This is a genomic window from Streptomyces speibonae, assembly GCF_984686075.1.
Genome location: NZ_OZ480260.1, coordinates 6002047 through 6022174, shown reverse-complemented (window position 1 = coordinate 6022174; position 20128 = coordinate 6002047). Strand labels below are relative to the sequence as shown.

The window sequence follows — 20128 nt, the reverse complement described above, 5'->3', positions numbered from 1 at the left end:
CCCCTGTCCACAGGGGATCAGAGGAAGTCGGCGGTGTCCAGGTCGAAGGAGAACGGAGCAGGAAGGGACAGGGGCTTGCCCAGGGGGCGGGTGCACCGCTCGCGGTACTCGTCCTTCTCCGGGTCGCTGAACAGGGTGATCGCGGAGGCTTCACGGTCGACGAGGAGGTAGAGGGGGATGCCTCCAAGGGCGTAGCAGCGGCGCTTGGCCTCTCGGTCCACTTGAGGCTTGCTGGAGGTCACCTCCACCACCATGGCGACGCCGTCGCAGGGCATCCAGGAGTCGGCTCCCCGATAGAGGCGCGCAGCCGTGGGAGCGAAGGTACCGTCCGGGGTGACGTGATTTTTGGGGCAGGCTCCGCCGCTCTTCAGCTTCAGGCCCTTGTTCCCGGAGAAGTCCATGTCGGTACGGGACCGCCTCATCACCTGCTTCATGATCAGATTGATGTAGTCCTCATGATCCCCGTCCGGCGGCGGCGTCACAACGATCTCCCCCTCGATCAGCTCAGCCCGGAAACCCTCCGGGGTGTCCAGGGCGAGAAAGCCCTCGAGCAGGACATCCGCCTGCGAGAGCGGCTCATGGGCCATGGCAGTCATGTCACGCCCCTCCTTCGGTCGCTCGCCAGACTGGGACATCGGGTGATCACCTGTCCGTGAGATCGGGAATCCTTCCCTCGATCGTGGCACAGGGACACGAGCCTCGGCAGGCGCCACGACATCTGCTTGACCCTGTCGTAGCGGCAACGTTTCTACTGGGGGCATGCGGATCGGAGAGCTTGCGGCGGTTGTGGGGGTTACCACACGGACGGTGCGGCACTACCACCATCTGGGGTTGTTGCCGGAGCCGGAGCGGCTGGGGAACGGGTATCGGGACTACACGCTGCGGCATGCCGTCGTGCTGGCGCGGGTCAGGCGGCTGACCGAGCTGGGGCTCGGGCTGGCCGAGGTGCGGGACGTACTCGCGGACGACGCCGGCAAGGACCTCGCCGAGGTGCTGACGGAGCTGGACGAGGATCTGGCGCGGCAGGAGGCGGCGATCCGGGAGCGGCGGGCGCGGTTGCGGACGCTGCTGGAGTCGGAGGACGAGCTGACCGCCGAGGGGCCGGTCCCTCCGGAGCTGGCCGCGCTCTTCCGTGACACCGCCCATCTGTCCGACTCCCCCATGGCCGCCAAGGACCGCGAGCTGCTCGCGCTGATCGGGACGTCGGCGCCGCCGGAGGAGCGGGAGCGGCTGATGGGGCTGATCGGCTCGGTGGCCGGGGCGCCCAGCGGGGCGGAGCGGGCCGCGGCCGTGTACCGGCTGCTCGACGAGCTGGCGGAGGCGGACCCGGACGACCCGAGAGTGGAGGATGCCGCTCACGCGCTCGCCGCGTGCGTGCCGGCGGAGCTGGTGCCGCAGGGGGCACTCGACGAGAGCGACAGCTTTCTGCGGGCCTTCTACGCCGACTTCGCCCCGGCGCAGGCGGAGGCGATCCGGCGGGCCCTGCGGATCGTGGGGGAAGGGCGCCGGTCGTGAGGGCCTTGCGGGTGGGGCTGCTGCTGGCCCGGCACGAGCTGCGGCTGATGGCGAGTCTGGGGTTGTGGCTGGCGCGGCGGGCGCACGGCATCGGTGGCGGTACGGCCTTCGGGTACGCGGGCGGGCAGGCGGCCGTGATGTTCGGGTTGGCGTTCGTGTGCGTCATCGAGACGGTCGCGATGTCCGTGCTCCTCGACGACTGGCCGGCCGTGCACGCCGTGGTGCTCTTCCTGGACGTCTACACCGTCGTCTTCGTCATCGCGCTGCACGCCGCGTCCGTCGTCCGTCCCCATGTCCTGGACGCGGATGAGCTGCGGATCCGTCGCGCCGTGCACGTCGATCTGCGGATACCGCTGGAGCGCATCGCCTCGGTCCGGCGTGAGCTGCGGATGACGCACGAGGAGGCCGAGGGCGAGCTGGACCTGGTCATCGGCTCGCAGACCACCGTCACGGTCGAGCTCACCGAGCCGGTCGTCCACGGCACCTTCTTCGGCCACCGCCGCGAGATCCGACTGGTCCGCTTCCACGCGGACGACGCCGACGGCCTCGTCCGTGCCCTCGGCGCACGGCCAGCTGCAGCTCCTCTCTCCGGTGATAGCGTCTAACCGACAGCTGTCAAAGGGGGACACGGCACGTGACGGCCAGAGGCAAGGAGGGGCGGACGCCCCGCGAGCGGTACCGGAGCCAGGTGCGCGCGGAGATCAAGGAGCGCGCCTGGGAACAGATCGCCGTCTCGGGCGCGCCGGGGCTGTCGCTGAACGCCATCGCCAAGCGGATGGGCCTGAGCGGCCCCGCGCTCTACCGGTACTTCTCCGGACGCGACGAACTGATCACCGAGCTGATCCGGGACGCCTACCGGAGCCTCGCCGACGCCTTCACCGCCGCCGCGGAGTCGGGCGCGGACCTCGCCGGTCTGGGACACACCCTGCGCACCTGGGCGCTCGCCGACCCCCAGCGCTACTTCCTCGTGTACGGCACCCCCGTCCCGGGCTACCACGCCCCCGACGACATCACGCTGATCGCGCAGAGCATCATGGCGCGCCTGCTCGACGCCGCACAGCTCGTGACGGACCCGGCGGACCCCACCGCCCTCGACGGTCACCTGGCGCAGGAGGAGCACCGGCGCTGGGCCGGGGACCACCCCGCCGAACCGGCCGTCCTGCGCCGCGCGCTCACCTTCTGGACCCGCCTGCACGGTGTCCTCTCCCTGGAGCTGGCGGGCCACTTCAGCGGCATGGCCTTCGACCCCGCGCTGCTCTACGGCGCCGAGCTGGACGCGCTGGCGCACCCCGTAGCCTGACGGACAGGCTCGACCGAAGGAGTACGTGTGCTTGTCCTGCTGCCGCCGTCCGAAGGCAAGGCCGCTTCCGGCCGCGGTGCGCCGCTGAAGCCCGAGTCGCTGTCGCTGCCCGGGCTCACCGCCGCGCGGGAGGCGGTGCTCGCCGAACTGGTGGACCTGTGCACCGGCGACGAGGACAAGGCACGCGAGGTGCTCGGGCTGAGCGAGGGGCTGCGCGGCGAGGTCGCGAAGAACGCGCGGCTGCGGACCGCCGGGGCCCGGCCCGCCGGGGAGATCTACACCGGGGTGCTCTACGACGCCCTGGACCTGGCGTCCCTCGACGCGGCGGCGAAGCGGCGGGCGGCGCGGTCGCTGCTGGTCTTCTCCGGGCTGTGGGGCGCGGTCCGGGTCACCGACCGGATCCCCTCCTACCGCTGCTCGATGGGGGTGAAGCTGCCCGGGCTGGGCGCGCTGAGCGGGCACTGGCGTGCGCCGATGGCCGAGGTGCTGCCCGAGGCCGCCGGCAAGGGGCTGGTCCTCGATCTCCGGTCGGCGGCGTACGCGGCGGCCTGGAAGCCGAAGGGCGAGGTGGCGGCGCGGACGGCGACCGTACGCGTGCTGCACGCGCCGACGCGGAAGGTGGTCAGCCACTTCAACAAGGCGACCAAGGGCCGCATCGTACGGAGCCTGCTGACGGCCGGGGCGGCGCCGAAGGACCCCGCCGAGCTGGTGGAGGCGCTGCGCGGCCTCGGGTACGAGGTGGAGGCAGCGGCACCGGCACGGGCGGGGGCGGCGTGGTCGCTGGATGTGCTGGTGACCGAGGTGCACTGACGTGCGGTGGCGTGCGCTGGCATGCACTGGCGCGCACCGGCGGTGCACTGATGATCGTATTGCAGAGTGTGCAACGACCTTTGCGTGCTCTGCATCGGTGAGGGCAGGATGACCGCATGAGTTCTCCCCTGCCCCCGGCCCCCTCCCCCTCGGTTCTCGACCTCGCGCCCGTCGTGCCCGTCGTCGTCATCGAGGACGTCGCCGATGCCGTACCGCTGGCGCGTGCGCTGGTGGCCGGCGGGCTGACGGCGGTCGAGGTGACGCTGCGGACACCCGCCGCGCCGGCCGCGATCCGGGCGGTCGCCGCCGAAGTGCCGGAGGCCGTGGTCGGCGCGGGGACGGTGATCACGCCGGGGCAGGTGGACGAGGCGGTGGCGGCCGGGGCGCGGTTCCTGGTCAGCCCGGGGTGGACGGACACGCTGCTGGAGGCCATGCGGGCGTCCGGGGTGCCGTTCCTGCCGGGGGTGTCGACCGCCTCGGAGGTGGTGGCGCTGCTCGAGCGCGGGGTGCGGGAGATGAAGTTCTTCCCGGCCGGGGCCGCGGGCGGGACGGCGTATCTGAAGTCGCTCGCCGGGCCACTCCCCCAGGCCCGTTTCTGCCCGACCGGGGGCATCGGCCCCGACTCCGCGCCGGAGTATCTCGCGCTGCCCAACGTGGGCTGTGTGGGCGGGAGCTGGATGCTGCCGGCGGACGCGGTGGCCGCCCGTGACTGGGCGCGGGTGGAGGCGCTGGCCCGCGAGGCGGCGGGGCTCAGGCCGTAAGCCGTGACTTCTGTTGATCCTTGCGGTGCCAGGGCGACTGCTGTGTCGTTCGGGCCCTCCGGCACGAGAGAAGGGCCAGGGCGAAAACGCTGCCTCGGCAGCCCACGACTCGCGTGGGAAGGGAGGACGGTCCGCCTCGAGAGCCCGTGCTCGGAACGATCGTTTGTGGCGGGTTTTTGATCAAGCGGATAGCGTGTCGTGAGCTGTTCCTGACGACACGGGGGTGTCGACGATGTCGTTCGACGACGAGTGGGCCTCGGCCAAGACGGCCGCCATGCGCGTGAACAACGCCGGCGGTGACGGCGGTTCGAAGCCGAAGCCGGGTTCTGCCGACTATGTGGTGGAGGACGACGAGCTCGGCGACATCGGCCACGACGCGTTCGGTCTCTTCAACGGCCTCGAGTCGGGCGGGAAGCACGCGGCAGCGGCGAGCGAGACGGCGGGATCGAGCCTGACGGGTGATGGCTTCGACACCGGTACGGCGCTGACCGAGGTGAAGCGGACCTGGGACACCCAGGTCAGGACCCTCCTCCAGGCATGCGCGCACATCTCCAATCACCTGGATCACACCAAGAAGTCCAGAGCGAAGGACGACGACTGGATCCAGGCTCAGCTGCGCATCATCGGCCCAGTGGTGCCCGGGGAGGACGGCGCCGTGTCCGCCTCGCAGATCGACAAGTACTTCCGCTGAGGAGCAGCAGCCGCCATGCCCACCTTCGAGCAGCTCCTCAACGCCAAGCTCGGCCCGCTCGACACCGCGGTCACCGAGTGGACCGAGATGATCACCAAGCTGAAACAGCTCCAGACCGACGCCAAGGCCATGAAGACCAAGTCCGACAAGGCCACCTGGAAGGGCGAGAACGCCAGCGTCACCAAGGAGTTCGTCACCAAGACGGCCAAGGAGTTCAACGACGCCGTCACCGAGGCCGAGTCCGTACGCGACCTCCTCAAGGACGCCCACGCTCTGCTCAAGACCGCTCAGCGCGACCTCAAGGCCGCGTACGAGAACCCGCCGCCGGGCATCACCGTCTCCCCCGACGGAGTGCTCAGCCACACCGTCCACCCCGACCGCCGGTCCAAGGACAGCACCGACCCCGTCGCCACCGAGGCGCAGTTCGACCACTACCGCAAAAAGCTGGAAGGCATACTCCAGCGTGCCGCCGAAGCGGACGAACTGTGCGCCTGGGGCCTGCGTGCCCTGATCAAGAACCACCCCAACGACTTCGGCAGCACCGACCTCGGCGGAGTCGCCGACGCCAAGAAGATGCGCGCGGAAGAGAAGCAGCAGGCCGAGAACGGCCGCGAAGCCGCCAAACTGTACGCCCGCTGGGAGCACCTCGACGACAAGGAGCGCGAGCGGCTGCTTCAGCTGGCCGAGGGCGGCAAGGACTCGCCGGCCTTCGCCGAGGAGCTCATGACGAACCTCAGCTACCGAGGCCGGGAGGAGCAGGAGGCGGTGCTTCTGCTCGCCGGCGGCCTGGAGAGCGGCGGTCGTGACGGCCAGGTCTCCGGCACCGACGCACGCCTCTACAAGGCCCTGTCCGGCACCCTCGCCACTGCCACCGGCCCCGACTCCGCGATCGGCTCCCCCGGGGGCGTCACCTCGGCCTGGACCGACAGGCTCATCGCCACGGCCCGCGACGGCAACGGCCTGCCCGCCCGTCACCCGGGCCGGCTTCCGGGCGGCGCCGCGGGGCTGAACACGCTCACCACCCTGATGGCCGCCGACGTCGGCGACCCGGCGTACGCCCCGAAGGCAGGGCCCGGCTCGTCCGGATCCGACCAGAGGGCCAAGGACAAGGACGATCCCCGATTCGACGCGGCGTTCCTCACCGAGGTCGGCGACACGATCAGGGAGTGGGAGACGCACACCGACGATCCGTACGAGGGCGTTTACGAGAACTGGCAGGGCACTCAGGAGGACCCGATGAAGGGTCTGATGAACGCCATGAGCCGTAACCCGGCCGCCAGTACCGCCTATTTCGACCCGAACACCGGTGACAACCTGAAGTATTTCCTCGAGGACCGCGACTGGCCGGGCAACTCCGTGGAATCCAAGATGCCCGACGAGTTGGTCAGGACCTCGGCCCGCGCCGAATTCGGTGCTGCCCTGGAAGCCGCCGCCACCGGCCGCGAACCGGGCTCGCCGCTCGCCCAGGCCCCGGCCCGCCACGACGGCGCACAGTCGGCGATCTTCGAGAACACGATCGAGCACTACGGCAAGGAGACAAAGGGCGATCAGGGCAACATGCCGGCCGCCCTGCGCACGTCGATGGGCTACATGATCGGTGACTACTCCGGCGACGTGCACGAAATCCTCGGCAAGAACCTCAATGGGCATTCCACGTACAACGATCTCGATCTGGACCGTGGTGACCTGGTCCGCGTCCTTCGCGCGACCTCGGAGGACGGCGAGGCGTTCGGTGTCATCCACCGTTCACAGGCGACGTTGATCGGCGAGGGCCTGCACGAATTCCCCGCCGACTCCTACCGCAAGTCCGACCCGGAACTGCATGCCTGGGTCAAGCAGTCCTCGTCCGTGCTCGGCCATCTCGACGGTGTCCGTGCCGATGTCATCTACGACCTGGGCCAGGCCGAGAAGGACGCCAACAGCTGGGACAAGATGATGCGCTACCACGCCCTCGGTGCACCGGTCACGGGGATTCCCCTCGTCGGCGACTCCATCCAGCGGATGGTGGACGTCGGCACTGCCCAGTACCTGGGCGAGGAGAACACCAAGGTCGACAAGCAGGTCCGGGAGGACCTGGTCAAACACTTCGACTACGGGCAGAAGGAGATGGACAGCCTGCTGGAGCAGATGGCCCGCAGCAAGGGGCTCGAGCCCGAGGAACTGGACATGAGCCCCGGCGAGTTCGAGGACAATATCCAGCGGCTCAACGAGGAGTGGTACCAGCACGGCCTCAAGGACTCGGACTTGAAGATGGGCGAGCGCTAGATGGACAAGAAGCGTCTGGTTCTTCCCGGCACGCTGGTCGTCGCGGCCGCCGTCGTGGCGGCGGTCAGCCTGTGGCCCGATCCGAAGGACGACATGCGGGAGCAGAATCTCTGCTGGGGTTCCCTCACCGAGAAGACCGCGGGCCTGCTCAACGACGGCAAGGCGGGCACGACCTCCGACGACGTCATGGGAGGCAGCAGCGGGAAGGCGGAGAAGGACGACCGGGTCTTCGGCACCGTCTGCACCGTCACGCGCGAGAACCCCGGTGGTGAGACGTACCGGGAACAGTACGCTCTGACCGCCACCACCAGCGACGGAACCAGCGAGGCTCCGAAGGGGGCGACACCGCTCGGCGGCGGCTACCAAGGCTGGCTGACCCTGCGGCACTCGGTGCTACGGCTCCCCGAGGACTGTGTGAGCAAGATGGGTTCGACCAACAGGTACGGCGAGCTGCTGCTGTCGGTCTATCCGCAGGTGAACATCCACGAGAACTGGAACACCGGGTCGGTGACCGCCAAGAGCCGCACCATCCTCCTGGAAAGTGCCGCCAACCTGGCGAAGCAGTACGACTGCGCCGCCTGACCGCCCCCGCGGCCTGAGGCCGCCCCCTGGCCTGCGCCGTCGGGGCCGGCCAGGTGCCCCTAGCGCAGGTGCGAGGTGTCGTTGAACAGGCGGACGCTGGCGTTGCCGTCGGCGTAGTACGCCACGGCGGAGAGTGAGGCCGCCGACAGTTCCATGCGGAACAGGGCCTCGGGCGGGGCGCCCAAGGCCAGCCGTACGAAGGTCTTGATCGGCGTCACATGGGTGACGAGCAGGACCGTACGTCCGGCGTACGCCGCGATCAGCTTGTCGCGCGTGGCGGCGACCCGCGCGGCGGTGGCCGCGAAACTCTCGCCGCCGCCGGTGGGTTCGGCGTCCGGGGAGGACAGCCAGGCGTTCAGGTCCTCGTGGTACCGATCGCGGACCTCGCCGAAGGTGAGGCCTTCCCAGGCACCGAAGTCCGTCTCGCGCAGTCCGTCGTCGACGCTCACCGCGAGACCGAGGCGGGCGGCGATGATGCCGGCGGTCTCGCGGGTGCGGGCGAGGGGGGAGGCGACGACCGCCTGCACCGTGCCGCGCCGGGCGAGCACGGCGGCGGCCCGCTCGGCCTGCTCCCGCCCGATGCCGGAGAGGGAGGGGTCGCTTCCGCCGCTGCCGGAGAAGCGCTTCTGCGGAGTCAGCGGCGTCTCCCCGTGCCGCAGCAACACGAACGTGGCCGGCGCGCCCATGTCCGGCCCGGCCCAGCCGACGGAGGGCGTGGCCACGGCCCGCGCGGCCCGCCGATCGGCATCCACCCCGGTACGGGCCTGAGCACCCCCGTCGCGTCCGGCATCGGCGTTCCCGCGTCCCGCCCGCTCACCGGCCCCGGCACGGTCGGCAACGGCACCCTCGGCGCCGGCTGCTCCGGCAACCGCATCCGAGGCGCCATCCGTCACACCCGGCGGCCCAACCGCCGCATCCACGGCACCCTCGGCCGCCCCACCAGCACCGTCGGCCCCGGAGGCAGCGGGCGCACCCGCCACCCGCGCCGACCGGACGTCCGCGTCGCCCGCAGCACCGCCGGCAACCGCATCCGAGGCGCCATCCGTCGCGCCCGACGGCCCAACCGCCGCATCCACGGCACCCTCGGCCGCCCCACCAGCACCGTCGGCCCCGGAGGTCGCCCGGGGGGCAGCGGGCGTACCTGCCGCCTGCGCGGCCCGGACGTCCGCGTCGCCGGCGGACGCCGCACCCGTACCGCGAGCCCCGGCGCGCTCGGCCACCGCATCTCCGGCGCCGTAGGTCACGCCCGAAGAGCCACCCGCCGTCCGCGCATCCGCATCGTCCGCGGACGCAGCGCCGGTACCGCCGATGGGGGCACCCGCCCCGGCAGCGGCACCCGCGCCCCGGCCGCCGTCGGCCGCGTCCCCCGCAACGCCCCCGGCGCCGTCGGCCGTACCCTCGGCCACCTCACCGGCGCCCGCGCGGCCCCCGCCGGCCGCGCCCGACAGCGCCGCGCGAACTCGGGCCGCGCCCGTCCTCGCGTCGCCGGGCGGGCCCGACGGTTCGGGTGGACCGGACAGGTCGGCGCGGGACGTCGCGGGCGACCACTGTTCGCCGCGCCTGCCCGCGTCCATCGCCTCGTTGGCGAGACGGTCCGCGTGCTTGTTGCGCTCGCGCGGGATCCACTCGTACGTCACCCGCTCCCGCGGGAAGACGCGGGCCGCCTCCGCCGCGAGCGGCTTCATCGCCGGGTGCTTGATCTTCCAGCGGCCCGTCATCTGCTCGATGACGAGCTTGGAGTCCATCCGGACGTGCACCCGCGCCCCCGGGTCCAGTTCGCGGGCGGCGGTGAGGCCGGCCAGCAGGCCCCGGTACTCGGCCACGTTGTTGGTGGCGACACCGATGTACTCGGCCGCCTCCACCAGCGTCTCCCCCGTCGCCGCGTCACTCACCACGGCGCCGTAGCCCGCCGGGCCCGGGTTGCCCCGCGACCCGCCGTCCGCCTCGACGATGAACTCCCGCACGGCCCGGCCGCCTACAGCCCCGACTCCGACGTACGCACCAGGATGCGACGGCAGTTCTCGCAGCGCAGCACCGTGTCGGGGGCGGCGGCCCTGACCTCGTTCAGCTCGGTGATGGCGAGTTCCTGACGGCAGCCCTGGCAGGTACGGGCGTACAGCTTGGCCGCGCCGATGCCGCCCTGCTGCTCGCGCAGCCGGTCGTACAGGCTCAGCAGCGGGGCGGGCACGGAGCCCGCGACGACCTCGCGCTCCTTGGTGATCGAGGCGACCTCGCCGTCGATCTCCTCGAGCGCGGCGTCCCGGCGCGCGGTCGCGTCGTCGATCTTCCCCTGCACGGAGCCGACCCGCTCGGTCAGTTCGGCGACCCGCTCCTGCGCGGACTCGCGGCGCTCCATGACCTCCAGGACGACGTCCTCGAGGTCGCCCTGCCGCTTGGCGAGGGAGGCGATCTCGCGCTGGAGGTTCTCCAGGTCCTTGGGCGAGGAGACGGCACCGGAGTCGAGGCGCTTCTGGTCGCGGGCGGCGCGCTGGCGCACCTGGTCGACGTCCTGCTCGGCCTTGGTCTGCTCGCGGGCGCAGTCGCTCTCCTCGGTCTGCGCGGCGACGAGCAGGTCGCGCAGCTGGGCGAGGTCCCGGTTCAGCGACTCGATCTCGGTGTGCTCCGGGAGCGACTTCCGCTTGTGCGCGAGCTGCTGGAGGCGGACGTCGAGGTCCTGGACGTCGAGAAGTCGGATCTGGTCGGCGGGCTCGGCGTTCAGTTGGGGGCTCCAGAGGGGTCGGTGGTTCGGGACGACGCCGCGTGGGCGGTCCAGGGGTCGGTGACCGTCCGCGAGACATGGACCCGCAGGTCCCATCCGTGGCGGTCGGAGATCTCGTCGAGCTGGGCGGCCGCCAGCTCGCACCAGGGCCATTCGGTGGCCCAGTGCGCCGCGTCGAGCAGCGCGAGAGGACTGTGGGCGCGGGCCTCGGACGCCGGGTGGTGGCGCAGGTCCGCGGTGAGGAAGGCGTCCGCACCGGCGGCGCGGACGTGGTCGAAGAGGCTGTCGCCGGAGCCGCCGCTGACGGCGACCGTACGCACGATCGCGTCGGGGTCGCCGGCGACGCGGATGCCCTGCGCGGTGGCGGGCAGCCGCTCGGCCGCTCGGGCGGCGAACTCACGCACGGTGACCGGGTGGTCGAGCTCGCACACCCGGCCCAGCCCGCGCCGCCCCCCGGGGTCGGAGGGGTCCGGCACCAGGGGCCGTACGACCCTGAGGTCCAGCGCGCCGGCGAGGGCGTCGGAGACACCCGGGTCGGCGGTGTCGGCGTTGGTGTGGGCGACGTGCAGCGCGATGTCGTTCTTGATGAGGGTGTGCACCACGCGGCCCTTGAACGTGGAGGCCGCCACCGTGGTCGTACCGCGCAGGTAGAGCGGGTGGTGGGTGACCAGCAGGCCGGCGTCCAGCTTCACCGCCTCGTCGACGGTCTCCTGGACCGGGTCGACGGCGAACAGGACCCGCGTGACCTCCTGTTCGGGCTCGCCCACGACGGTGCCGACCGCGTCCCAGGACTCGGCCCGCTCGGCGGGCCACAGGTTCTCCAGCGCGGCGATGACTTCTGACAGACGAGGCACGTCTGCAAGGCTACCTGGCTGTTTCGCACGGGAGTACCGGCTCCGTGGAGCACACCTCCCTCCCCCTCCTCAGGAGAATCGTTCCTGGAGCACCCTTACGTGTGAAGCGGGTCCCACCCGTCCACCGTCGGGGCGGGCGAAAACTACCGTTCGTCACCGGAGGTGACCGAACGATGACGGTCTGTGCCATCGAACCTGCGGCGGGACACGAGGACGGAGCCGGGCGGGCGGGCTGCACCATCACCGCGGACGGTTGCTACGCCGCGCGCCTCGCCCTCGCCGGTGAATCCTTCTTCCCGGAGCGCTGGACCCTGGACGGCCCCGAGCCGTACGCCGTTCCGCTGCCCGGCAACCAGCCCGAGGAGCCCGGCACCGAGGTGCAGCCGCTGAGCGACGGGCGGGTCCTGATCCACCGGCTGGTGGAGGGACGGCACGCCTTCTCGCTGCTGTACCCGGCCGGCCCCGGCACCGGCGAACTGCCGCTGGGCACGGTCGAACGCCCGGACGAGGCCACCCGGCTGCGGCTGCTGCCGCCCGCCCCGGACGGGGAGCGGGCGTACGCCCTCGCCGCGGGCCCGCGGTCGACCACGGTGTGGCGGGTGGCCGGCGGCGCGTTCGGTCCCGAGCGGGTCGCGGAGGTCCCGGGCCGCTGCTCGGGCGGGGTGTGGCTGGACCGGGCGGGGCGGATGCTGGCGCTGGACCGGGAGAGCGGCGGGCACACCAAGGCGGTCGTGGTGGACCTGGAGCGCGGCGGCGAGATGTCACCGCTGCTGGAGATCGCCGAGGACAGCGACGACCGGGTGCTGCTCGCCGACCCGGACAGCGGGCTGCTGCTGCTCCGCTCGGACGCGCCCTCGCCGGGGCGGCACCGGCTGGGCTGGGGGGTGCTGGGCAGCACGCTGCCGGTGCGTTTCCCTGAGTGCCTGCGGGTGCCGGACTGCACGGTGACGCCGTTCGCGATCCAGCCGGGGCAGATGTTGACACCGGAGGGCTGTGCGGTGGCGCTGCGCGTCGACGGCGCGCTCGGCAGCTGGGTCGGGGTGTGGCGGCCGGCGGAGCGGCGGATGCTGCACTTCCCCGCGCCCGCCGGGTGGTTGACGGGCTCCGGGCTCTGGACGGCGGACGGCGAGCTCCGGCTGCCGTACGCCAACCGGTCGGTGCCGTGCGGGGTGGCGGTGCTGCGGATGCCGGGGCGGGAGCGGCAGGCGGAGGGTCTGGACGTCCAGCCGATCCCTGACATGCCGTCAGCTCGTGACGGCGGTCAATCACTCGCGGCCGGCGGGGACTCGGTGACACCTCCGGGTGAACTTCCGCCCGAGGGCGCGGGCGACGGCCATGACGGCTCCTCGGCGCCCCGGCCCGTACCCCTTCAACAGGCGCCTCTGGGGCGGCTTGTAACGAAGTAGTGGCGGTCGGCGTGGTCGCCTGGATCCGGGGTGCGGTGGGCCGGTTAGACTCACCCGGCTGCAGGAAAGATCATGTCTACGGGGTGAATTCCTTCCGATGAACGACGTCAGGACGAACGAGGCGCAGTCCGCCGAGGACGGGCAGGTCACTGCCGGTCGCGGCAGGCACCGGGGGCCGGTTTCCACGCAGGACGGGGAAACGTCGCCGCGTGGCCGTCACCGCCGGCCGGCGCAGGAGAACGAGCACGCGGAGGCGGCCGCCTGACATACCGTCAGGTGCTGCCGCGCGGCCGCATCGCACCACGAACGGCCCCGCCCGTCGCACACCGACGGGCGGGGCCGTTCGCCGTTCCTCCGGGGCGGCTCCGCCCCACGGCTCATCCGTGTCCGACGGTGGTGTCCGTGAGCACCGGCGCGTCCTCCCGTTCGACCGCGCCCACGGTCACGCGCACCTCGCCGTCCCCGCGCCACATCCTGATCCGCAGCGTCTCGCCCGGGTACACGACCCCGGCGAACCGGGTGGCGCAGGAGCGGACGCGGGTGACGTCGCCGTCCAGCAGCGTGTCGACGACCGCCTTGAGGGTCATTCCGTAGGTGCACAGCCCGTGCAGGATGGGCCGGTCGAAGCCGGCGCGGGCCGCGAACGCGGGGTCGGCGTGCAGGGGATTGCGGTCACCGGAGAGGCGGTAGAGCAGCGCCTGTTCCTCGCGGACGGGCACGTCGAGGGTGCGGTCCGGGGAGCCGGCGGGCGGCTCGCGGCGCACGGACGGGCCCCGGTCGCCGCCCCAGCCGCCCTCGCCGCGTACGTAGATCTCCGCGTCGCAGGACCACAGCGGGCCGTCGCCGCCGGCGGCCTCGGTGCGCACGACGAGGACGGCCGCCCTGCCCTTGTCGTGCACGGCGACGATCCGGTCGGTGAGGGTGGCGGTGCCCTCGGCGGGCAGTGGGCGGTGCACGGCGAGCGACTGTCCGCCGTGCAGGACGCGGGCGAGGTCGACGTCGGCCCCGGGCAGGGACAGCCCGCCGATCGCCCCGGGCGGTCCGCCGCCGGCGACGGTGGCGAAGCTCGGCAGGACGTGCAGCCGGGACTCCAGTGTGTAGCGCAGCTCGCCGGGGTCGGTGGCGGAGCGGCCCGCGCCGATGCCGAGGTGGTAGAGCAGGACGTCCGAGGCGGTCCAGGAGACCGTGCGGGTCCGGGGCGGGGCGGCGAGCGCCTTGGCTGCGTCGACGGGCATGTCTCTCCTGGTCGCGGGCGGGCGCGGCCACGGGAACGGCCCCGGCCCGGGACATTTGTCCTGCCGGAGACCGTACAGGCGGCTCTGTCGGGCGGTGCGGGCCCGCCCGTACCGTCGGGAGGGACGACGGACGAATGGGGGATCAACAACATGGTGAACGACATGTCGACGACTTGCGACACCCACGCGTGGTGGCATCTCGGGCGGCGCGGATCCGGGAAGGAGGAGAGGGCACAGGAGGCGGGAGAAGTGCCGGACGTCGTCCGGCTGCTGCCGTGGCTGCTGCTCGGGATGGGCGCGTTCTCCAACCTCTTCCAGGGCACCACACCCAACCCGTGGATCGGCGTCGCCGGTCTGCTGGCCTTCAACTCGCTCTACATCTTCGTGGCGTGCGGCGCCCATCCCTGCGGGCGGTACGAGACGCGCTCCAGACAGGTCGCGCTCGGTCTGCTGGCCGCGGTGACCTGTGCGCTCGCCATCGGGTACGGCGGCGGCTGGCTGCTGTTCTTCCCGCTGCTCGGGCTCGCCACCGGCGTGGTCCTGCGCGGGCGCCGGCTCGCGGTCGCGGCGGCCGCCGTGACCGTGGTGGCCGGGGCGGTCTCCTTCGCCCACGACGGCTGGGGCGGCCTCACCATCCTCTACGTGACCGCGATCTCGACGATGGTGACGGCCACGCTGCTGCGGCTGGCGGAGACGGTGCGTGAGCTGCGTGCGGCGCGGGAGGAGCTGGCCCGCCGGGCCGTGGAGAAGGAGCGGCTGCGCTTCTCCCGCGACCTGCACGACCTGCTCGGGCACACCATGTCGCTGATCGTCGTGAAGTCGGAGGCGGCCCGCCGGCTGGCGCCGCGTGATCTGGACGCCGCGCTCGCCCAGGTGACCGACATCGAGTCGGTCGGCCGGCAGGCGCTCACGGAGATCCGCGAGGCCGTGACGGGCTACCGGGAGGGCGGCCTGGACACGGAACTGGACCGGGCGCGCTCGGCGCTCACGGCGGCGGGTGTCACCGCGGTGGTGCGCCGCTCGGGCCCGCCGCTGGGCCCGCGCACGGAGGTGCTGCTGGGCTGGGTGGTCCGCGAGGCGGTCACCAACGTCATACGGCACAGCGCGGCGCGCCACTGTGAGATCACGGTCGCGGCGGCACCGGAGCGGGTCGTGCTGACCATCGCCGACGACGGCTGGGGCGCCCCGGGGACGGAGACGGGCGGGACGGGTCTGCACGGGCTGACGGAGCGGCTCGCGGCGGCGGGCGGCAGCCTGCGGACCGGCGCGGACGGGGGTACGCGGGGGCGCGGGGACGACACGGAGGGCGCGCGCCGGGGCTTCACGCTTCGGGCGGAGCTGCCGACGGACGCCGGGGATGCCGGAGAGCGCCCTGATGTCGCCGAGGACGGCGGTACGCGCGCGGAGCCCGTGGGAGCGGGAACCGGAACGGCGGACGCCCGCGGCTCCGCCGGGCTCGCGAGGACCGGGGTCTGAGCGGCCGTGACCGCCACGAGCAGGCGCACACCGCCCTCCGCGTCCTACGCTGCGGATGTGAGCGACATGCCCCGCGACCACCGGCCCGCCAAGTCCGTCCGGGTGCTGCTCGCGGAGGACCAGAGGATGATGCGCGGCGCGCTCGCGCTGCTGCTCGGGATGGAGCCCGACATCGAGGTGGTGGCCCAGGTTGCCGCCGGTGACGTGATCGTGGACGCGGCGCTCACCCACCGCCCCGACGTCGCCCTCCTCGACATCGAGCTGCCCGGGATGAGCGGCCTGGACGCCGCCGCGGAACTGCGGGACCAGGCGCCGGACTGCCGGGTGCTGATCCTCACCACGTTCGGCCGGCCCGGCTATCTGCGGCGGGCCATGGACGCGGGGGCCGCCGGTTTCCTCGTCAAGGACGGGCCGGTGGAGGAGCTGGCCTCGGCGATCCGCCGGGTGCTGACCGGGGAGACGGTGGTCGATCCCGCGCTGGCCGCCGCGGCGCTCAGCGCGGGGCCCAGCCCGCTGTCGGCCCGTGAGTGCGAGGTGCTGCGGGCCTCGGCGGACGGGGCGACCGTCGCGGACATCGCGAGCCGGCTGCACCTGTCGGAGTCCACGGTCCGCAATCACCTCTCGGCGGCGATCGGCAAGACCGGCACCCGCAACCGCATGGAGGCCCTGCGCGAGGCCCGCCACCAGGGGTGGCTGTGACCGGGGCCCGGCGCGGGCGTGGGGCTCAGTGCGCTTCGGCGGGACCAGGGCATCAGTGCGCTCCGCCGAACCAGACACCCACCGCACCCGACCGACCCGGGACCAGGGCCCCGCGCACCCCGACCTAAACCACGGTCCCTCGCGCCCCGGCCCGAACCAGAAGCCCACCGCACCCCGAGCCGAACCAGGGCTCCGCGCCCCGACCCAAACCACGGCCCCACGCACCCCGACCCAAACCACGGCCCAGCGCACCCCGAGCCGAACCAGGGCTCCGCGCCCCGACCCAAACCACGGCCCCGCGCACCCCGACCGGGGCCAAAGGTCCGATGTGCCCCCCCGGGGCCAGGGCTCAGTGCGCTTCGGCCGCCGCCCGGCGGGGCAGCCACGCCCACATCAGGACCGCCCCGGCCGCCAGGACGACGGTCCCGACGCTGAAGACCAGGGCGTAGCCGTCCGTCAGCGCCTCCGGTGTCCGGACTCCCGCGGTGTGGGCGGCGGCGATGGTCGACATGACGGCGAGGCCCAGCGAGCCGCCCATCGTGCGGGAGGTGTTGACCAGGCCGGAGACCAGCCCGGCCTCCCCCGGCGCCGCGCCGGACGTGGCCAGCGCGGCGAGCGGGGTCCCGGCGAGGCCCGCGCCCAGCATCATCAGGATCCCGGGGAACATGATCGCGGTGAGGTACGCCCCGTCCGCGGTCATCGTCGACTGCCAGCCGAAGCCGGTCAGTGAGACCAGCGCGCCGAACACCGCGACCGTGCGCGGTCCCGCCGTACGCATCAGACGCGGTGCGAGTTTGGAGCCGAGGACCACGGCGAGGGAGCTGGGCACCAGGGCGAGGCCCGCCTCGAGCGGGGTGTAGCCGAGGACGTTCTGCGCGTACAGGGTCATGAAGAACCACATGCAGAACATCGCGGAGCCGCTCAGGAACATCGCGACGTTCGCCGATGCCACCGAGCGCAGCCGCAGCAGCCCGAGCGGCATCAGCGGGGCCTTGGAGCGGGCCTCGACGAGGAGGAAGAGCGCGATCAGGGCCAGTCCCGCGGCCAGCGGCACCAGGGTGGCGGCGGCCGTCCAGCCCTCGGCCTCGGTCTGGGAGATGCCGTACGCCAAGGTGGCCAGGCCCGCCGTCACCAGCACCGCGCCCGGCAGGTCGAGCCGCCGCCCGTCCCGGGCCCGGCTCTCCGCCAGCCACCGGGCGGCCCCGGCCAGCACCACCGCGCCGACGGGAACGTTGATCAGCAGCACCCACCGCCAGGACAGCGCGTCGACCAGCAGCCCGCCGACGAACCCGCCGGCCGCGCCGCCGCCCGCCCCCACGGCCGTCCAGGTCGCGATCGCCCGGGCCCGCGCCGCGCCCTCCGGCACGGCCGAGGTGACGATGGTGAGCGTGGAGGGCGCCAGCACGGCGGCGCCCAGCCCCTGCGCCGCCCGCGCCAGCAGCAGCTGCCAGCCCTCCTGGGCCAGCCCGCCGGCGAGTGAGGCCAGGGTGAACAGGCCGAGGCCGATGAGGAACATGCGCTTGCGTCCGTAGAGGTCACCGGCGCGGCCGCCGAGCAGCATGAAGCCGGCGAAGGCGATGGAGTAGGCGTTCACCACCCACTGCAGGCCCTGCGCGTCGAGGGCCAGGGCGGTCCGCATGGACGGCAGCGCGACGTTCACCACCGAGATGTCGAGGACGACGAGGAACTGGCCGGCACAGGCCAGCGCCACCACCAGCCACATGGGGGGCGAGGTGCGGCGGTCGGGTATGCGGGCGGTGTCGGTGGCGTCGAGCATGGGGGTCATGCTCTCAACCATCCGGCCACCCACGCATCGGCATTTCGGCCGACGCGGCCTCGTACGCCGGGTCTAGGCCGGGGTGGGCCTCCTCACCAAGGAACGGTCAAGAATTCGTTAGGGGGCCGAAACATCGGAATAGTTGCCTCGGTGTACGGGGTTCGGCGTACACGTATCGACTTGCCGGCACCGGAGGCACCCTTCATGACGCACACGACGACGTCCGACCGCCCCGTCGGCAGAGCGGCCGGGACCGTGGTCCCGGTGCTCGCCTTCGCGGGCATCACCGTCGCGGTGATGCAGACCCTGCTGCTCCCGGTCGTCAAGGACCTGCCGCGGCTGTTGGACGCCTCCCCCGCCGACGCCAGCTGGGTCCTGACCTCCACCCTGCTCTCCGGCGCCGTGGCCACCCCGATCATGGGCCGGCTCGGCGACCTCCACGGCAAGCGGCGCATGCTCGTCGCCAGCCTCGGGGGGATGGTGGCCGGCGCGCTGATCAGCGCGTTCACCAGTGACCTGATCCTGATGATCGTCGGCCGCACGCTGCAGGGCGTGGCGATGGGCGCGATCCCGCTGGGCATCGGGCTGATGCGCGACATGCTGCCGCGCGAGCGGCTGGGCTCCGCGATGGCGCTGATGAGCTCCTCCATAGGCGTCGGCGGCGGTCTCGCGCTGCCCGCCGCGGCGCTGGTCGCCCAGCACGCCGACTGGCACGCCCTCTACTTCGGCGCCGCGGGACTGGGCGCCCTCGCCATCGTCCTCACCCTGGCCGTCGTACCGGAGTCCCCGGTGCGGGCGCCCGGCACCTTCGACCTGCCGGGCGCGCTGGGGCTGTCCGCCGGGCTCGTGCTGTTCCTGCTCCCCCTCTCCAAGGGCAGCGACTGGGGCTGGTCCTCCGGCACCACGCTGGGGCTGCTCGGCGCGGCGGTCGTGGTTCTGCTCCTGTGGGGCCTGATGGAGCTGCGGGTCTCCGCGCCCCTGGTGGACCTGCGGACCACCGCCCGCCGTCAGGTCCTGCTCACCAACCTCGCGTCGATCATGGTCGGCGTCTCCTTCTTCGTCGTCTCGCTGGTCCTGCCCCAGTTGCTGCAACTGCCGGCCGCGACCGGGCACGGGCTCGGCCAGTCCATGGTCGTCGCGGGCCTGTGCGTGGCCCCGCTGGGCCTGACGATGATGTTCACGGCTCCCCTCTACGCCCGTCTGTCCGCCCGGTACGGCCCGAAGACCACCCTCATCATCGGCCTGCTGGTCATCGCGGCGGGCTACGGCGGCGGCCTCGGACTGATGGACGCCGCCTGGCAGACGGTCGTCACCTCGACGGTCATCGGCGCGGGCATCGGCCTCGCCTACTCCTCCCTGCCCGCGCTGATCATCGGCGCGGTCCCGGCGTCGGAGACCGGCGCGGCGAACGGGCTCAACACGCTGATGCGCTCCATCGGTACGTCGGTGTCGAGCGCCGTCATCGGCATGGTGCTGGCGGTCACCTCGGACACGGTGGGCGGTGCGGAGATCCCGACGCTGCACGGCTTCCGCCTCTCCTTCATGATCGCGACGGCCGCGGTGGCCGTGGGCCTGCTCCTCGCCGTGTTCCTGCCCGCCGGACGCCCGCCGGCGCCGCAGCTGCGGGCCGGCAGCGAGGACGACGCCCCGCGCGGCTTCCGGGGCCGGGTCCTGGACGCGGCGGGGGTCCCGGTCGCGTGCGCCCGGATCAGCCTGACCGACCGCCACGGCCGCCCGGCGGGCACCACCGTCTCCGCCGCCGACGGCACCTACGCGCTCACCGTCCCCGGCCGGGGCGCCTACGCCCTCACCGCCCACGCCCCCGGCCATCCCCCGCTCACCTCCCCGGCCACCCACACCGGCGAGCACGACCCGATCGACCTGGACCTGTCCCTGCCGGGAGAGACGGTCACGGCGTAGTCCCGGGCGCCCGGAGCGAGGCGGCGTCCGCCGCGCCCCCTCGCTCCCGTTACCCCTCGGTACCCCCGGCGCGTCGTCCGGCGGGCGGTGCGGCAGCATGGGCCCGTGGACACACGTA

18 protein-coding genes are annotated in these 20128 nt (G+C 72.8%); 12 read left to right on the top strand and 6 right to left on the bottom strand.

From position 1 onward, the window contains the following. Window positions 1-17: 17 nt before the first annotated feature. On the bottom strand, window positions 18-587 hold the full coding sequence (locus tag AC5L3C_RS26975; protein WP_493654046.1) for a Uma2 family endonuclease: 570 nt from the start codon (window positions 585-587) through the stop codon (window positions 18-20). A gap of 172 nt (window positions 588-759) precedes the next feature. Between AC5L3C_RS26975 and AC5L3C_RS26970 the strand changes: the two genes are divergently transcribed. The 8 genes from AC5L3C_RS26970 to AC5L3C_RS26935 all read left to right on the top strand — a co-directional run bounded on the left by AC5L3C_RS26970 (window position 760) and on the right by AC5L3C_RS26935 (window position 7924). Then, a complete protein-coding gene (locus AC5L3C_RS26970; protein ID WP_493651428.1) occupies window positions 760-1515 on the top strand; it encodes a MerR family transcriptional regulator in 756 nt (251 codons plus the stop codon). Window positions 1516-1562: 47 nt separating this feature from the next. Continuing rightward, entirely contained in the window at window positions 1563-2120 is a 558-nt protein-coding gene (locus tag AC5L3C_RS26965; protein WP_493654044.1) for a hypothetical protein, read from the top strand. Between the two features lie 29 nt (window positions 2121-2149). Next, entirely contained in the window at window positions 2150-2815 is a 666-nt protein-coding gene (locus AC5L3C_RS26960; protein WP_493651426.1) for a TetR/AcrR family transcriptional regulator, read from the top strand. A gap of 27 nt (window positions 2816-2842) precedes the next feature. Beyond that, entirely contained in the window at window positions 2843-3625 is a 783-nt protein-coding gene (yaaA, locus tag AC5L3C_RS26955; RefSeq protein ID WP_493651424.1) for a peroxide stress protein YaaA, read from the top strand. Window positions 3626-3741: 116 nt separating this feature from the next. Then, window positions 3742-4386 carry a bifunctional 4-hydroxy-2-oxoglutarate aldolase/2-dehydro-3-deoxy-phosphogluconate aldolase gene (gene eda / locus AC5L3C_RS26950; RefSeq protein WP_493651423.1) on the top strand — a complete coding sequence of 215 codons (645 nt, stop codon included), beginning with the start codon at window positions 3742-3744 and terminating at the stop codon, window positions 4384-4386. 232 nt (window positions 4387-4618) lie between these two features. After that, window positions 4619-5077, top strand: a complete 459-nt coding sequence (locus AC5L3C_RS26945; RefSeq protein ID WP_493651422.1) for a hypothetical protein — start codon at window positions 4619-4621, stop codon at window positions 5075-5077. A gap of 15 nt (window positions 5078-5092) precedes the next feature. Continuing rightward, window positions 5093-7342 (top strand): DUF6571 family protein, encoded by a 2250-nt coding sequence (locus AC5L3C_RS26940; RefSeq protein ID WP_493651420.1) that lies wholly within the window; start codon window positions 5093-5095, stop codon window positions 7340-7342. Then, the gene (locus tag AC5L3C_RS26935; protein ID WP_493651419.1) at window positions 7343-7924 is read left to right on the top strand and encodes a hypothetical protein; all 582 of its coding nucleotides are present in this window, start codon (window positions 7343-7345) and stop codon (window positions 7922-7924) included. 59 nt (window positions 7925-7983) lie between these two features. Here AC5L3C_RS26935 and AC5L3C_RS26930 read toward each other — a convergent pair whose 3' ends face one another. The 3 genes from AC5L3C_RS26930 to AC5L3C_RS26920 are packed head-to-tail and all read right to left on the bottom strand — an operon-like array spanning window position 7984 to window position 11497. Further along, on the bottom strand, window positions 7984-9888 hold the full coding sequence (locus AC5L3C_RS26930) for a bifunctional RNase H/acid phosphatase (RefSeq protein ID WP_493651417.1): 1905 nt from the start codon (window positions 9886-9888) through the stop codon (window positions 7984-7986). Between the two features lie 11 nt (window positions 9889-9899). Further along, a complete protein-coding gene (locus AC5L3C_RS26925; protein ID WP_185930989.1) occupies window positions 9900-10643 on the bottom strand; it encodes a zinc ribbon domain-containing protein in 744 nt (247 codons plus the stop codon). Beyond that, window positions 10640-11497, bottom strand: coding sequence for a Nif3-like dinuclear metal center hexameric protein (locus tag AC5L3C_RS26920; protein WP_493651416.1), 858 nt, complete (start codon window positions 11495-11497; stop codon window positions 10640-10642). The genes AC5L3C_RS26925 and AC5L3C_RS26920 overlap by 4 nt, the downstream gene beginning before the upstream one ends. Window positions 11498-11670: 173 nt before the next feature. Between AC5L3C_RS26920 and AC5L3C_RS26915 the strand changes: the two genes are divergently transcribed. After that, window positions 11671-12903 carry a hypothetical protein gene (locus AC5L3C_RS26915; protein WP_493651414.1) on the top strand — a complete coding sequence of 411 codons (1233 nt, stop codon included), beginning with the start codon at window positions 11671-11673 and terminating at the stop codon, window positions 12901-12903. A 377-nt stretch (window positions 12904-13280) separates the two neighbouring features. Here AC5L3C_RS26915 and AC5L3C_RS26910 read toward each other — a convergent pair whose 3' ends face one another. Continuing rightward, window positions 13281-14138, bottom strand: a complete 858-nt coding sequence (locus AC5L3C_RS26910) for a MaoC/PaaZ C-terminal domain-containing protein (protein ID WP_493651413.1) — start codon at window positions 14136-14138, stop codon at window positions 13281-13283. A 162-nt stretch (window positions 14139-14300) separates the two neighbouring features. On the opposite strand from AC5L3C_RS26910, the gene AC5L3C_RS26905 reads away from it, so the two are divergent. Together AC5L3C_RS26905 and AC5L3C_RS26900 are read left to right on the top strand one after the other, a co-directional pair. Then, the gene (locus AC5L3C_RS26905) at window positions 14301-15614 is read left to right on the top strand and encodes a sensor histidine kinase (protein WP_493651412.1); all 1314 of its coding nucleotides are present in this window, start codon (window positions 14301-14303) and stop codon (window positions 15612-15614) included. Between the two features lie 66 nt (window positions 15615-15680). Then, window positions 15681-16313 carry a response regulator gene (locus tag AC5L3C_RS26900; RefSeq protein ID WP_493654042.1) on the top strand — a complete coding sequence of 211 codons (633 nt, stop codon included), beginning with the start codon at window positions 15681-15683 and terminating at the stop codon, window positions 16311-16313. 349 nt (window positions 16314-16662) lie between these two features. On the opposite strand, the gene AC5L3C_RS26895 is transcribed toward AC5L3C_RS26900, so the two are convergent. Continuing rightward, entirely contained in the window at window positions 16663-18099 is a 1437-nt protein-coding gene (locus AC5L3C_RS26895; RefSeq protein ID WP_493651411.1) for an MFS transporter, read from the bottom strand. Between the two features lie 195 nt (window positions 18100-18294). On the opposite strand from AC5L3C_RS26895, the gene AC5L3C_RS26890 reads away from it, so the two are divergent. Continuing rightward, complete coding sequence (locus AC5L3C_RS26890) at window positions 18295-20010, top strand: MFS transporter (RefSeq protein WP_493651409.1); 1716 nt, start codon at window positions 18295-18297, stop codon at window positions 20008-20010. Window positions 20011-20128: the final 118 nt, after the last annotated feature.